Below are 13,717 nucleotides of genomic sequence, written 5' to 3' on the forward strand. Positions count from 1 at the left end.
ATGCATTCCACATCACCCGTTACCTTATCCGCCACCGATATCCATAAATCCTTTGGCGCGATGGAAGTTCTGAAAGGCATTTCGCTGCAGGCGCATAAAGGCGATGTCATCTCGATTCTTGGTGCCAGCGGCTCGGGCAAAAGTACTTTGCTGCGCTGCATCAACCTGCTGGAAACGCCGGACGCCGGCGTGGTGAGCGTTGGCGGCGAAACCATTGAGATGAAACGCCATGCGCGCGGCCATCAGCTGGCGGCCAATCCGAAGCAGATTGAGCGTTTGCGTTCACGCCTCGGCATGGTGTTCCAGAGCTTTAATCTGTGGTCACACATGACGGTGCTGCAAAACGTCATTGAAGGGCCGCACTATGTGCTGAAGCGCGACAAGAAAAGCTGCATCGCCCAGGCGGAGCAGCTGCTGGATCGCGTCGGCTTACTCAATCGCAAAGATTTTTACCCGGCGCAGCTGTCGGGTGGCCAGCAGCAGCGCGTGGCGATTGCCCGCGCGCTGGCGATGGATCCGGAAGTGATGCTGTTCGATGAACCGACCTCAGCGCTCGATCCGGAGCTGGTGGGCGAAGTGCTGAAAGTGATGCGCAGCCTGGCCGAAGAAGGGCGCACCATGCTGGTGGTGACGCACGAAATGGGCTTTGCGCGTAATGTCTCTAACCGCGTGGTGTTTATGCATCAGGGCACTATTGATTGTCAGGGCGCGCCAGAAGAGATGTTTGGCGCCCAGGGATCGCAACGCTTTAAGCAGTTTATCTCCAGCCATCACGGCGCGGAGCAGCCAGCATGACTATCGTGTGGGGCGACAGCCCATTAACCTGGCAACAGCTGGTGCAGGTGGCGCGGCACGACGCGGAACTCAGTTTGAGTGCCAGCGCCTGGCAGCGCATTGCGCAAGGGCGCACCATTGTCGATGAGATTGTCGCCAGCGGCCAGATTGCTTACGGCATCAATACCGGTTTGGGCGCGCTGTGCAACATCACGCTGCCGGAAGATCAGCTCAGCCAGCTGTCGCGCAATACACTGCTGAGCCACGCCTGTGGCGTCGGCCCGCTGCTGACGCGTGAACAGGCGCGCGCCATTCTGTGCGCGGCAATTGCCAATTACAGCCACGGAAAATCGGGCGTGTCGGTGGCGCTGGTGCAGCATCTGCTGGCGCTGCTCAATCAGCAGATTACACCGCAGGTGCCGTCGCAAGGTTCGGTGGGCTATCTCAGCCATATGGCGCATATCGGTCTGGCGCTGATTGGTGTTGGCGACGTGGAGTATCAAAACCAGATTATGCCTGCCGCGCAGGCGTTAACGCTGGCGGGATTACAGCCCTATCGTCCGGGTGCCAAAGAGGGTTTAAGCCTGGTCAACGGCACGCCGTGCATGACCGGGTTATCCTGTCTGGCGCTGGATGATGCGGCGCGTTTACTGGATTGGGCGGATGTCACCGGCGCGATGAGTTTTGAGGCGCTGCGCGGACAGCTGGTGGCCTTTGATGCCGAAGTGATCGCGCTGAAAGCCAGTCCGGGCATGCAGGTGAGCGGTCAGCGTTTACGCGAACTGCTGAGTGATAGCCCGCTGCTGGCGACCAGCGTCGGCATTCGTACCCAGGATGCGCTCAGCCTGCGCTCAATGCCGCAGGTGCACGGCGCCAGCCGCGATCAGTTTGATCACGCGGCGCGCCAGATTGAGACCGAACTCAATGCCTGCACCGATAATCCATTGGTGCTCGGCACGCCGGATAACTGGCGCGTGGTGTCGCAGGCTAATCCGCACGGCGAATCGGTGGCGATGGCGGCGGATCTGCTGGCGATTGCCATGGCGGAAGTCGGCAGCATCGCCGAGCGGCGGCTGGATCGGTTAGTTAATCCATTGGTGAGCGGCTTACCGGCGTTTCTGGTGGCGCAGCCGGGTGTCAATTCCGGCATGATGATTGCGCAGTATGTGGCAGCATCACTCTGTGCGGAGAATCGCCAGCTGGCGCAACCGGCGGTGCTGGATAACTATGTGACCTCGGGTTTGCAGGAGGATCATCTCAGCCTCGGTACTGGCGCGGCGTTGAAGCTGCTGAAGCTGGTGGGCAACGTGTGGCAGATTCTGGCGATTGAGTATCTGCTGGCGGCGCAGGCGCTGGATTTTCACGGCGAAGAGCAGCTGGCGCAAGGGACGTCGCAGGCATTGCGTCGCCTGCGCGCGGTGGTCGCTAACTGGCAGGAAGATCGCTGGCTCGCGCCAGAGATTGCGCGTGCGGTGCAGGTGTTGAAGAGCGGTTTGTAACGCGGTCGCCATGAATGGCGACCCTACAAAATCCGGTCGTAGGGGCGCCATTTATGGCGACCTGGCCGACGATTAGCTGATCAGCGGCGCGCATCCGGGCGCACTAAATCAAAGCGCAGTTCTTCGCTGATGCCGTAATAGGCCGACGGGCCACCGGCACGCAGGATTGGCTGCGCTTTGGCGGTTTGATAGATCCCTTCTTCCAGCAGTGATTCATCAATATGAATGGCGACCGCTTCGCCCATCACCAGCCAGCTATCAATCGGCTTGCCTTGCGCATCCTGCAGTTGAATCAGCTGCGTCAACTTACACTCAAAATTCACCGGGCTTTCCGCCACCATGCTGACATTGACGTGTGATGCGGCGAGCGGCGTTAATCCCGCCAGCGCAAACTCATCCTGTTCAGACGGCACCGACGCGGAGCTCTCATTCATCGCCTCGGCCAGCGGACGTGTTGCCAGATTCCAGACAAACTCTTTGGTCTCGGAGATATTCCGCACGCTGTCTTTCCAGCCGCTGCTGGCGAAACCGATAATGGGCGGATGATAATTGAAGCAGTTAAAGAAGCTATAGGGCGCGAGATTACGCACGCCGCTGGCGCTTTGTGAGCTGACCCAACCAATTGGGCGAGGGCCGACGATCGCATTCAAAGGGTCGTGTGGCAAACCGTGCCCAGCGCGGGGCTGATAAGAGTAACGCTGACGAGTCATAACCATCCTTATAAGGGAACCTGAGTGTGGTGCACTAATCTCATCTAATACGGTGAATTCGATTAAGCGCATTGTGCGATGCCGCTAGCCAGAGTATCTTACGCCCGCGCTATTTTCCGGAGAAACTATGAACAAGCCAGCCGCCACGTCACCTTTCCATCCGCGTAACCGCCATCAAGGCCGTTATGATTTTGCTGCTCTGACCGCAGCCCATCCGCCGCTGGCGGTGAAAGTGCGTCCCAACGGCTACGGCGAGTTGTCGGTGGATTTCGCCGATCCTGAAGCGGTGATGCTGCTGAATCAGGCGCTGCTGAAGTTGTTCTATAACCTCAACTGGCAATTGCCTGCAGGTTATCTGACGCCGCCGGTGCCGGGCCGTGCCGATTATGTGCACGCGCTGGCCGATTTGCTGGCAGGCGATAACGGCGGCGTGGTGCCACGCGATCTGGATGTGATGGATATCGGCTGCGGCGCGAACTGCATCTATCCGCTGATTGGCAACGCCGAATATGGCTGGCGCTTCACCGGCACCGATATCACCGCCGAAGCGATTACCGTTGCCGGACAGATTGTGGCGAGCAATCCGGGCTTGCAGCGCGCCGTGCGTCTGCGTCGGCAAAAAGAGGCCTCGGCGATTTTCGCTGGCGTGGTGCATAAGAATGAGCGCTATCACGCGGTGCTGTGCAATCCACCGTTCCACGCTTCTGCGGAAGAGGCGGCAACCGTAGGTCAGCGTAAAACGCGTAACCTCGGCCTGGGCAAAAACGCGCCGCTCAATTTTGGTGGTCATCATAACGAATTGTGGTGCGATGGCGGCGAGCGCAAGTTCGTCGGCCAGATGATCGCTGAAAGCGTGGCGCACTCCGACCATATTATCTGGTTCACCTCGCTGGTCTCGCGCAAAGAGAATTTACCGGCGCTGCGCGACCAGCTGCGCGATCTTGATGCCTATGAAGTACGCATCATCGAAATGGCGCAAGGGCAGAAGCAGAGCCGCTTTATCGCCTGGACGTTCCAGCCGCCGGCAACACGCGCCAAGCGGCTGAAACGCTAAGCTTATTGCGCCGGCGGCAACGCCGGTAAGCTGGCAGCGGAGGTAATATCGCTGCCGGTTTGCATCACTTCCACCGTTTGGTGCGGCGCTTTAATGCCGACCGCATCAAAATGCTTCTTCACCTTATCATCCAGCGCAAAACGTACCGTCCACTGCTTCAGCGGCTGGGTGGTGAATGACACGCGCACGGTAAAGGATTGGTTGGTTAATCCCACTAATCCGGCAAAACTCGGCTCGCCAATCACCATGCCGCGAATCTCCGGGTTCTCCAGCAGCTCTTTCACTGCGGCCTGCAGCGTTTGGTTAACGCGTTCGGTATCTTCACTGCGATCCACATCGTAGTTCGCCACAAACGAGCCAATACCACGCACAAAGTTGGCGAAGGTAGTGATCGATGACCACGGAATAATGTGATACGCGCCGGTATCCTGACGCACGCCCACTGAGCGAATCGACATGCGTTCTACCGTGCCGGTGATTGGGCCAATGGTGACTAAATCACCGGTGTTCATGCCGTTCTCAAACTGGATAAAGATGCCGGTGATGATGTCCTTTACCAGCGTTTGTGAACCGAACGACACAGCCAGACCGAGCGCGCCGGCACCGGCCAGCAGCGGCGCAATATTCACACCCACTTCCGATAGCAAAATCATAATGGTGATGGTGCTGATCACCACCGCCAGCGCGTTGCGGAACAGCGTCAGCAGCGTGCGGGTGCGCGCACTCGGCATTGGGCGGCCGTGCGAATCCGAGGCGAGGCGGCTTTCGATTAAACTCGCCAGCAGCGTCCAGCCGATTGCCGACAGCAGCACAATCATCACGATGCGAATCAGGACATCCACCATTTTTTGGCCGGTACCAAGAGTGAGCCAGTGCCAGAGATCAAACAGATTCCATGCGTTGAGCAGCAGCAACAGCGTGGCAAATACCGTGACCACGCGCGCCAGTTTCAGCAGCGCTTTCACCCAATCGTTGACGCGCTTTTGCAGCTCGGGATAGTTGCGGCGCATATCGGGCGACAGCGTGACGGTTTTGCCAATCCAGCGCGTTAGCATGCCGGAAATCAGCGCGGCGATGACCACGATCGCCAGGCTGCGCACCGTGGCGGACATCATAAACTTCAGGCTGTCGCCGGGATTGAAGATCGAGAACAGGAACAGCGCGATAAAGTAGGCGCTGGCCAGCCAGTGCCACACCATGCCGAATGCGCGTATGAACAGCGCAAAGAAACTCATGCTGCGATCGGCGAGACGCGACAGTTCATGATGGATGTTGCTTTTGTTGCGGAAAATCAGCCACAGCGCCCAGCCGGTCATGATCCCCATAATCAGCATATTGACCAATGCGGCCACCTGAATGTTGACCTGATTGGAGACAATCGGCACCACCACCAGTAAACCATAACCGATGATGCCGCTCAGCCAGCTCAAACGTGTGTTCCAGTAGCTGGCGCGCGCATCAGTTAAGTGGAAGAAGCGCAGCGTGGGGAAGCGCGGGCAGAAAATCAGACGCAGCACCGCTTTGAAGAATTCAATCAGCGCGAAGGCGTTAAGGAACAAACCTTGCTGATAGGCGATAGTACGGTTGTTGTTGTGATAGTTGTCGCTGATGATCTGCCCGACAAACAGCGTCAGCGCCAGCAGCACAATATCGAGTACAAAGGCCATCAAGATGGTAGCGGGCAGGTGCAGCCACTTGGTGCGCTCAAGGTTTTGATTGCGTCCCCAGCGGCCCATGCGTCGCCAGATCGGCCACATCATACGGCGTGTCAGCCAGTAAAACGCAAACACCGAGGCGGCGAGGGCGGCAAAGTATTTCAGCGCGTTGAGGAAGGTTTGTTGGTTAAAGGCTTTGTGCGGCGCGTTGGTGATGTTGTCATGCAGCTGGACAAACTGCGCGGCTACCGCGCCGCCATATTCACGCGTCACGCTGGTGACGCTCTCCAGCACCGTGGGATCTTCTTCATTAGCTTGCGGCGGTGCCAGCACCGGCGGTTCGCTGGTGGATTGGCTGTTCGCCGCCTGACGTAACTGATCGATCAGCTCCTGACGCGAGGCATTGTTATCCAGAATATTCGCCAGCGCGGCATAGGCGGCTTTTTTCTCGTCTAAGCTGGGTTCGCTTTCAGCTGTGCTATTCGTTGCCGGGGTTTGTGACTGCTGAGCTGCAACGGCCGCCTGCGGCAGATTGACCGCCTGCGCCGGAGGAATAACAAACAGAGTGAACAAACTGAAGAGTAACCACATGGCTAAACGCCATGGTGGGCTGGCAGACGACATCGCTTTTCTCCTTTAGCTTCGCACAGCGGCACAAGAGAGAAGTATAGTCAGTGATGGAAGGTTAGGATTCTGAAAGGAAAATTGCGTGGGGCAAGGTGGGATAGTAAAAAGGTCGCCATGAATGGCGACCCTACGGATCAGGAGACGTGCTGCAGGAATTCGCGCAGACGATCGCTTGGCGGGTTGGTGATCAGATCGTCCGGGTTGCCATCTTCTGCAATGGTGCCTTTGTCGATAAAGATCAGACGCGAAGCCACTTTCTGGGCGAAACCGACTTCGTGCGTCACGATGACCATCGTCATGCCTTCTTCCGCCAGATCTTGCATCACTTTCAACACTTCGTGACGTAGCTCGGGATCCAGCGCAGAGGTTGGCTCATCAAACAGCATCATCTTCGGCTTCACCGCCAGCGCACGGGCAATCGCCACGCGCTGTTGCTGACCACCGGAAAGCTCAGACGGGAAGTGATGTGCACGCTCGGCGAGGCCAACTTTACCCAGCAATTCACGCGCCAGCTTATGCGCTTCCTCTTTTTTCGCACCGCGCACGCGAATCGGGCCAAAGGCGACGTTATCCAGCGCGCTCATCTGTGGGAACAGATGGAACTGCTGGAACACCATGCCCGCTTCCTGACGAATCAGGCGCTCATCCACTTTCGGATCGTTGACCTTCATGCCATCGACAATCAGGTCGCCGGTGGTGATCTCTTCCAGCTTGTTGATGCAGCGCAGCAGCGTGGATTTACCGGAACCAGACGGCCCGATAATTACCACCACTTCGCCTTGATTAATCTTCAGGTTGATGTCGTGCAGAACCTGAGTCTGGCCGAAATTCTTCGAGACGTTTTTAAATTCAATCACAGAATTTTCATCCTTTTCTCAATACGGCGCAGCACAAAGCTCAACACCAACGTAATAACCAAATAGATAATGGCAACGGCGCTCCAGATCTCCAGCGCGCGGAAGTTACCGGCAATGATCTCCTGACCCTGACGCGTCAGTTCGGCCACGCCAATCACGATAAACAGCGACGTATCTTTGATGCTGACAATCCACTGGTTACCCAGTGGCGGCAGCATGCGGCGCAGCGCCAGCGGCATGATTACGTAACGCAGGGTTTCGCGGCGCGACAGACCCAGCGCCAGACCCGCTTCACGGAAGCCTTTGTTGATCGACAGCACCGCACCGCGCGTGATTTCTGCGATGTAGGCGCCGGAGTTGATCATGATGGTGACCACCGCCGCGCTGAACGGATCGATACGCAGATCCGGGAAAGCCATCGGCAGGGCGAAGTAGATAAACATCACCTGAACCACGATTGGCGTACCGCGAATCAGTTCGATAAACACTAAGGCGATGTTGTTGGTGATCCAGCCGCCGTAGGCGCGGGCAAAACCGGCAACTAAGCCGATAATTAAACCGCCGACCAGGCCGAGGACCGAGATCAGCAGGGTCATTTTGGCACCTTCGATTAAAATCGGCAGGGCAGGCCAAATGACGCTCCAGTCAAACTCCATGGTGTGACTCCAAAATCTGTTGCGTGGAAATGTAAAAAGCAGGGAGTGTTAGGCTCCCTGCTGGAAAATCGGCTTAAGCCGCAATTATTTTGGTTCAGTACCGAACCATTTTTTATAGATGGTGTTGTAAGTGCCGTTGTCGCGCAGGGTTTTCAGTGCGCCGTTCACTTTTTCACGCAGATCGTCGCTGCCTTTCGGGAACGCGATGCCATACTGCTGCGCTTCAATCGACTCGCCAACCGCTTTGAAGCGGCCTTTACCAGCGGTGTTGATGAAGTACAGGATGTTCGGGGTATCGTGCAGCACAGCGTCAGCACGGTTAGTGCCTAACTCCATGTAAGCGTTGTCGATGTTCGGGAACTGACGCAGGTCTTTCGATTTGATGTGCGCTTTCGCGTAATCAACCGAACCGGTGCCGCTCTTAACCGCGACCACTTTGCCGTTCAGATCGTCAATGCTCTTCACGTCTTTTTCGTTCTCGCGCACCATCACCAGCAGGCCGCTTTTGTAGTAGCCGTCAGAGAACTCAATGGCTTTTTTACGTTCTTCGGTGATGGTGATACCCGCCAGCGCCAGGTCAATGTTTTTGGTTTGCAGGGCTGGAATGATGCCGCTGAAATCCATTGGCTTGAAGGCGTAATCGAGTTTCAGTTCTTTCGCGATGGCATCCCACAGATCGATATCAAAACCGACGTATTTATCGCCTTGTTTGAACTCGAAGGGAACGAATGCGGTGTCGGTCGCGACAATCAGTTTTTTGTCTGCTGCGGTGGAAGAAAGCGAGAAGGCCAGCGCTAACGCGGCCACGGAGACTTTAATCAATGACTTCATCATTTTTTTCCTTATTACCCTTCAGGCCTTGTGGCCTGCTGTACGGCGTATCATATGAAAAAATTATGCCAACTTTTCGTTTTTCTCAAAATCAGTAGTTTTAAGCACTTGCTGACACGATTTTGCGCAGAAGAAAAGTTTTGCACCTTATTGGTGCTTCATTTTGGTGCATGGTGCTGTTGTGGTGCAGGAACAGTGTGCACCAAGGGCGGTGAGAGCGAAAGAAGGGATTAAGGAATTGTTAACGACGTCAAAAAAAGCACCACAATGTTACAGACGTAAAAAAAGGCGGGAATTCCCGCCTTCGTTATAACACTGAAATTTATTCAATATTCGATTCGATAAACCACAGGAATTTATCAAGATCACGCGATGCCGCAGTGAAGATATCAGCGGTGTCTTCATCGCTCACTTCAGTGATGGCTTTACGCGTGTCATTCGCCACAATCGCATAGCGATCGGCCAGCGCTTTCAGGTGATCCTGCACGCTGTGAATGTTCAACGGATAGCTTTTCAGTGGTGTTTTGTCGTTAACGATCTGAGTGGTACCCAGCGCTACGCCGCCTAGCTGAACCACACGTTCAGCGATAGTGTCCTGGTGATCGGTAATGGCCGCACGGAAACCATCCAGCATCTCATGTACGCCAATAAAGTTAGCGCCACGCATATTCCAGTGCGCCTGCTTGGTGATCAGCGACAGGTCAATAAACTCCACTACCAGACGGTTGAGCACCTCGATGGTCGCTTTTTTATCGCTGTCAGCGACGTCATTACGGGTGTAAATCAGATCAGACGATTTAGTTTTAACCAGTTTTGCGGTACTCATCATTAATGTCCTCTTATTGATGGTTGTCCTAATCAAGCACGGAAATAAGTATAGCAGCAGTTTTTTAATCTGCAGGATTGATTAAATCAATGACAGGAATAGATAAACCTTAATGTTGCTCAGGGATTGTGCGGTTTAAGTATTAGTTGAGGTAAAACAGAAGGTTGCGGGTTTTGTTAATTATTTATTAATCGTGTTGCAAAATAATAACGGAGAAATCCTAACGCCACATTAAAAATGAAAATGAGAATGCTTCTATATTTAGCCTGCCGAGAAGCAGGCTAACGTGTTGAATATTTATTGCGGATGATTGATATCCACTTCGCTTATTTTTGCGCTCTTTTGTTTCATGGTCAGCGTTGAACCTGCTGACGCGACAATGATCGCCAGCAGCGCCATCCACTGCTTTAACGTTAACAGTTCGCCGAGGAACAACATGCCTGAAAGCGCGGCCATTGCCGGTTCCAGACTCATTAAGGTGCCGAAAATGCGCGCCGGCAGTCGCGTCAGCGCCATCATCTCTAAAGAATAGGGAATGGCGCTGGAGAGCAGGGCGATTAACAGCGCTAAAGGCAGCACTTCCCAATTCCAGATGCCCGGCGCGGCGAATGTCAGGCCGAGCGGCACAAAAATCACTGAGGCAATCAGCGAACCCATCGCCACCGTTGCCGGGCCATGTTCCGCGCCCGCTCGCTGACCCGCAAGAATATAGACTGCCCAGCAGGCACCCGCGCCTACCGCTAACAGCGCACCGAGCGGATCGATATGACTCATCCCTTCACCGATTGGTAAAAGGAACCACAAACCTACCACCGCCAGCAGCACCCAAATAAAATCAAGCGGACGACGCGCGCCGATCAAGGCCAGCGTCAGTGGACCCAGAAACTCCAATCCAACCGCAACGCCCAGCGGCACGGTGCGAATTGCTAAATAGAAGAGATAGTTCATGCAGCCAAGCGCTAAACCGTACATCAGCAGCGGTTTGCGCTGCTCGCGCGTAAAGCGCAAACGCCAGGGTTTGAAGATGATGCAGAGAATCAGCGTGCCAAGACCAAGACGCAGCGCGGTAATGCCGGGCGCGCCAACGGTGGAAAACAGTGATTTTGCCAACGAAGCGCCGCCTTGCAGCGAAAGCATGGCAATCAGCAGCACGGCAATAGGGAACAACACCGGGGCCATATTTTTGGTCGTTTGAGGCGCAGACATCCTGTAATCCAGTCCTTTATTTATTAACAGCAGGGTAACAAGCGCTCAGTGTAAAGGAATCTTCGGCAAATAAGGAGACGCGAATCGGGGAATTAAAAAGCGCTAACAGGTCATAATTTGGCCATTTTTAGGGCCATTTCCGTAAAGAAACGTCAGGTTAGTTTAGGAATTTACTTAAAGGCATTTTTTGTGATCGGAATTTATGTTGCAGGAATATGATGGTTTTTATAAGTAAAATGAATGACATAGGAAACTTCATTAACTTTCTGTTACACCAAACAATCTGTTAGACAACAAAATGCGGGCAGAGTTTCTTGCTGTTTTTTGTTATATTTACAGCGTTGTCAGGAGAGAAGTATATTCACATTTGAGGTGGTTATGAAAAAAATTGCATGTCTTTCAGCATTGGCTTGTGTACTTGCAGTTTCTGCAGGTTCTGCCATGGCACAAAGCACCGTTACCGGTGGTTACGCTCAGAGCGATTATCAAGGCGTTGCTAACAAAGCAAACGGCTTCAACCTGAAATATCGTTACGAAGACGGTTCTAACCCACTGGGTTGGATCGGTTCTTTCACCTACACCGAGAAAGATCGTACTGATGCTGGCGTTTATAACAAAGGCCAGTACTACGGCATCACCGGTGGTCCAGCTTACCGTCTGAACGACTGGGCAAGCATCTACGGTGTTGTTGGTGTGGGCTATGGCAAATTCCAGCAGAACGATACCGCAGTACGTTCTAAGTCTGATTCAAGCGACTACGGTTTCTCTTACGGTGCGGGTATGCAGTTCAACCCAATCGAGAACATCGCAGTTGACGTAGGTTACGAGCAGAGCCGTATCCGCAACGTCGACGTTGGCACCTGGATTGCTGGCGTAGGTTACAGCTTCTAAGTTCTTGCTTAGACCAGTTGCACAATAAACGGTCCTTCGGGGCCGTTTTTTTATGGGCGCAAAATATGGTTTACCGGCTACCAGAAACACAAAACCCGCTACGTGAGCGGGTTTTATTGAAAGTCGGGAACGTTAGCCGCGCCAGATCAGATTTGGGCACGGACGTTCAACCAGCTGTTTGCCGGTGAGCTTTTCAATCAGCATCAAACGCAGCGCAAACGGCGAGCGGGTAAACAGGCACAGCAGCGATTTCAGCTCAAAAGCCGGTTTGCTCTGTTCAGCCTGGAAACATTTGCCACAGTCGAGGCAGTTTTTCATGGTAGTCATGTTCACCTCCCGAGTGAATGACGACAATTTCTTTGTAGCCTTTATAAGCTATTCGCTTAGATTATCAACAAAGATAGCACTGGCTATACTCTTTAGCCAACACTATTTAGGAAAAATTTGTGCTTATTTGTGCCTGGTTTACAATGGGCGCAGCCAGCCCGCACCGCAGGTAAAGTGCGGCAGATAATAAAGAGGAAGTTAGATGAGTCGTCGTGCAAAAATCGCCACCAACATGCCCCAGGGCCCGCTAAAAGAGATAGAGGAGCATGTCGAAGGATTTCGTCAGGTGCGCGAGGCGCATCGTCGTGAGCTGATCGATGACTACGTAGAATTAATCTCTGATTTGATTCGCGAATTTGGCGAAGCGCGTCAGGTGGATATGGCCGCACGTTTGGGCGTATCCCAGCCGACCGTGGCGAAAATGTTGAAGCGTCTTGGCACCACCGGTTTAGTCGAGCAAGTGCCGTATCGCGGTGTGTTCCTCACCGCCGAAGGTGAGAAGCTGGCGGAAGCGAGCCGCGTTCGCCACCATATTGTTGAAACCTTCCTGTTGGCGTTGGGCGTTAGCCCGGAAACCGCGCGCCGTGATTCAGAAGGCCTGGAGCATCACGTCAGTGATGAAACCCTGGCCGTGTTCCAGAAATTCTACGAGAGTCGCTAACTACAAGGCCTTCCGCCATCATGCCCAATCTGCTTCGTTCCTTAATGCGCGATCGTATTTTGCATTTGTTATTGCTGTTGGGTGTGATCATGTTGCCGCTGGCGAATTTCCGCTGGTCGCAACTGCCTGCCGCGGTGGACTGGCACACCATCATGACGCTCACCGGCTTATTGATGTTGACCAAAGGGCTAGAGAACAGCGGCTATTTTGATGTGCTCGGCGCGCGCTTGATCCAACGTTTTCAACATGAACGCGCACTTGCGCTGTTCATGGTATGCGCCGCCGCGTTGCTCTCTACTTTTCTCACCAACGATGTTGCGCTGTTTATTCTGGTGCCACTAACGCTAACGCTGCGCAAATTTTCGCGCTTGCCTATTTCCCGCCTGATCATTTTCGAAGCGCTGGCGGTGAACGCAGGTTCCTTACTGACGCCGGTTGGTAACCCGCAAAACATTCTGTTGTGGAGTCACGGTACGCTCAGCGTGCCAGGCTTCATTGCGCAAATGGCGCCGCTGGCGGCATTTTTAATGCTCACGCTAATGGCGCTGACGTGGTGGAGTTTCCCGGCGCGCGTAATCCAGAAACATGACCAAACCGAAAGCCAAACATGGCAGAAGCCGCTCTTCATGATCAGCGTGCTGCTGTACATCGTGTTTATCGTGGCGCTCGAGCTGAAAATGACCGGCTGGGCGTTGCTGCTGGTGGCCGCCTGTTTCCTGATTATGGCGCGCAGCGTGTTGATCAGCATCGACTGGAGTTTGCTGCTGGTGTTCGTGGCGATGTTTATCGATGTCTTCCTGTTGATGCATTTGTCCTGGCTGCAGCCGCATTTTGCCGCTATTGGTCAGCTAGGCGAGGGCGGACTCTATCTACTGGCCATTGGCCTGTCGCAATTCATCAGTAACGTTCCCGCCACCATTCTGCTTTTGCAGAAAGTGCCACCGTCCGACGTGCTGGCGTGGGCGGTGAATATCGGTGGATTTGGCTTATTACCGGGATCGCTCGCCAACCTGATTGCCTTGCGCATGGCGCAAGATGCGCGAGTTTGGTGGCGTTTCCACTTGTTTTCCATCCCGATGCTGGCCTGGTCGATGTTGGGCGGATGGCTGCTGTTACACCTCATACGTTAGCGCCATGCCAATG

The 13,717-nt window shown here is 54.3% G+C and carries 14 protein-coding genes; 6 read left to right on the top strand and 8 right to left on the bottom strand.

The genetic code is table 11. The features are described from left to right. Together VIJ98_RS06260 and hutH are read left to right on the top strand one after the other, a co-directional pair. On the top strand, positions 1 to 795 hold the full coding sequence (locus VIJ98_RS06260; RefSeq protein ID WP_061717240.1) for an ABC transporter ATP-binding protein: 795 nt from the start codon (positions 1 to 3) through the stop codon (positions 793 to 795). Further along, complete coding sequence (gene hutH, locus VIJ98_RS06265) at positions 792 to 2,273, top strand: histidine ammonia-lyase (protein WP_323272801.1); 1,482 nt, start codon at positions 792 to 794, stop codon at positions 2,271 to 2,273. Before VIJ98_RS06260 ends, hutH begins: the two co-directional genes overlap by 4 nt. Positions 2,274 to 2,353: 80 nt before the next feature. Here hutH and VIJ98_RS06270 read toward each other — a convergent pair whose 3' ends face one another. Beyond that, positions 2,354 to 2,983, bottom strand: a complete 630-nt coding sequence (locus VIJ98_RS06270) for a flavin reductase family protein (RefSeq protein ID WP_323272803.1) — start codon at positions 2,981 to 2,983, stop codon at positions 2,354 to 2,356. A gap of 127 nt (positions 2,984 to 3,110) precedes the next feature. Between VIJ98_RS06270 and rlmF the strand changes: the two genes are divergently transcribed. Then, positions 3,111 to 4,037 (top strand): 23S rRNA (adenine(1618)-N(6))-methyltransferase RlmF, encoded by a 927-nt coding sequence (gene rlmF / locus VIJ98_RS06275; RefSeq protein WP_323272805.1) that lies wholly within the window; start codon positions 3,111 to 3,113, stop codon positions 4,035 to 4,037. A gap of 2 nt (positions 4,038 to 4,039) precedes the next feature. On the opposite strand, the gene ybiO is transcribed toward rlmF, so the two are convergent. The 6 genes from ybiO to rhtA form a co-directional block, all read right to left on the bottom strand. Beyond that, entirely contained in the window at positions 4,040 to 6,316 is a 2,277-nt protein-coding gene (gene ybiO, locus VIJ98_RS06280; RefSeq protein ID WP_323272807.1) for a mechanosensitive channel protein, read from the bottom strand. Positions 6,317 to 6,453: 137 nt separating this feature from the next. Next, a complete protein-coding gene (gene glnQ, locus VIJ98_RS06285; protein ID WP_061723607.1) occupies positions 6,454 to 7,176 on the bottom strand; it encodes a glutamine ABC transporter ATP-binding protein GlnQ in 723 nt (240 codons plus the stop codon). Beyond that, a complete protein-coding gene (gene glnP / locus VIJ98_RS06290) occupies positions 7,173 to 7,832 on the bottom strand; it encodes a glutamine ABC transporter permease GlnP (RefSeq protein ID WP_007887744.1) in 660 nt (219 codons plus the stop codon). The genes glnQ and glnP overlap by 4 nt, the downstream gene beginning before the upstream one ends. A gap of 84 nt (positions 7,833 to 7,916) precedes the next feature. Then, positions 7,917 to 8,663, bottom strand: a complete 747-nt coding sequence (glnH, locus tag VIJ98_RS06295) for a glutamine ABC transporter substrate-binding protein GlnH (RefSeq protein ID WP_036647919.1) — start codon at positions 8,661 to 8,663, stop codon at positions 7,917 to 7,919. Positions 8,664 to 8,985: 322 nt separating this feature from the next. Further along, positions 8,986 to 9,489, bottom strand: coding sequence for a DNA starvation/stationary phase protection protein Dps (gene dps / locus VIJ98_RS06300; protein WP_036647916.1), 504 nt, complete (start codon positions 9,487 to 9,489; stop codon positions 8,986 to 8,988). A 297-nt stretch (positions 9,490 to 9,786) separates the two neighbouring features. Beyond that, complete coding sequence (gene rhtA, locus VIJ98_RS06305) at positions 9,787 to 10,695, bottom strand: threonine/homoserine exporter RhtA (protein WP_323272813.1); 909 nt, start codon at positions 10,693 to 10,695, stop codon at positions 9,787 to 9,789. Positions 10,696 to 11,073: 378 nt separating this feature from the next. On the opposite strand from rhtA, the gene ompX reads away from it, so the two are divergent. Next, complete coding sequence (gene ompX / locus VIJ98_RS06310; RefSeq protein WP_008102541.1) at positions 11,074 to 11,586, top strand: outer membrane protein OmpX; 513 nt, start codon at positions 11,074 to 11,076, stop codon at positions 11,584 to 11,586. Positions 11,587 to 11,718: 132 nt separating this feature from the next. Here ompX and VIJ98_RS06315 read toward each other — a convergent pair whose 3' ends face one another. Continuing rightward, positions 11,719 to 11,913, bottom strand: coding sequence for a hypothetical protein (locus VIJ98_RS06315; RefSeq protein WP_008102539.1), 195 nt, complete (start codon positions 11,911 to 11,913; stop codon positions 11,719 to 11,721). Between the two features lie 202 nt (positions 11,914 to 12,115). Here VIJ98_RS06315 and mntR point away from each other — a divergent pair, with 202 nt between their 5' ends. After that, entirely contained in the window at positions 12,116 to 12,574 is a 459-nt protein-coding gene (gene mntR, locus VIJ98_RS06320) for a manganese-binding transcriptional regulator MntR (RefSeq protein ID WP_008102536.1), read from the top strand. A 20-nt stretch (positions 12,575 to 12,594) separates the two neighbouring features. Then, complete coding sequence (locus VIJ98_RS06325; RefSeq protein WP_323272817.1) at positions 12,595 to 13,704, top strand: SLC13 family permease; 1,110 nt, start codon at positions 12,595 to 12,597, stop codon at positions 13,702 to 13,704. Positions 13,705 to 13,717 lie beyond the last annotated feature (13 nt).

The sequence above is a fragment of the Pantoea sp. S18 genome (assembly GCF_045689705.1).
In the GTDB taxonomy this organism is placed as follows: Bacteria; Pseudomonadota; Gammaproteobacteria; order Enterobacterales; family Enterobacteriaceae; genus Pantoea; species Pantoea symbiotica.

What these genes read in the sequence shown, in the direction of transcription:
- hutH (WP_323272801.1), top strand. Translation starts at nt 792, where the DNA reads ATGACTATCGTGTGGGGCGACAGCCCATTAACCTGGCAACAGCTGGTG.
- ompX (WP_008102541.1), top strand. Translation starts at nt 11,074, where the DNA reads ATGAAAAAAATTGCATGTCTTTCAGCATTGGCTTGTGTACTTGCAGTT.
- VIJ98_RS06260 (WP_061717240.1), top strand. Translation starts at nt 1, where the DNA reads ATGCATTCCACATCACCCGTTACCTTATCCGCCACCGATATCCATAAA.
- VIJ98_RS06270 (WP_323272803.1), bottom strand. Translation starts at nt 2,983, where the DNA reads ATGACTCGTCAGCGTTACTCTTATCAGCCCCGCGCTGGGCACGGTTTG.
- glnP (WP_007887744.1), bottom strand. Translation starts at nt 7,832, where the DNA reads ATGGAGTTTGACTGGAGCGTCATTTGGCCTGCCCTGCCGATTTTAATC.
- dps (WP_036647916.1), bottom strand. Translation starts at nt 9,489, where the DNA reads ATGAGTACCGCAAAACTGGTTAAAACTAAATCGTCTGATCTGATTTAC.
- mntR (WP_008102536.1), top strand. Translation starts at nt 12,116, where the DNA reads ATGAGTCGTCGTGCAAAAATCGCCACCAACATGCCCCAGGGCCCGCTA.
- VIJ98_RS06325 (WP_323272817.1), top strand. Translation starts at nt 12,595, where the DNA reads ATGCCCAATCTGCTTCGTTCCTTAATGCGCGATCGTATTTTGCATTTG.
- glnH (WP_036647919.1), bottom strand. Translation starts at nt 8,663, where the DNA reads ATGAAGTCATTGATTAAAGTCTCCGTGGCCGCGTTAGCGCTGGCCTTC.
- rlmF (WP_323272805.1), top strand. Translation starts at nt 3,111, where the DNA reads ATGAACAAGCCAGCCGCCACGTCACCTTTCCATCCGCGTAACCGCCAT.
- VIJ98_RS06315 (WP_008102539.1), bottom strand. Translation starts at nt 11,913, where the DNA reads ATGACTACCATGAAAAACTGCCTCGACTGTGGCAAATGTTTCCAGGCT.
- rhtA (WP_323272813.1), bottom strand. Translation starts at nt 10,695, where the DNA reads ATGTCTGCGCCTCAAACGACCAAAAATATGGCCCCGGTGTTGTTCCCT.
- ybiO (WP_323272807.1), bottom strand. Translation starts at nt 6,316, where the DNA reads ATGTCGTCTGCCAGCCCACCATGGCGTTTAGCCATGTGGTTACTCTTC.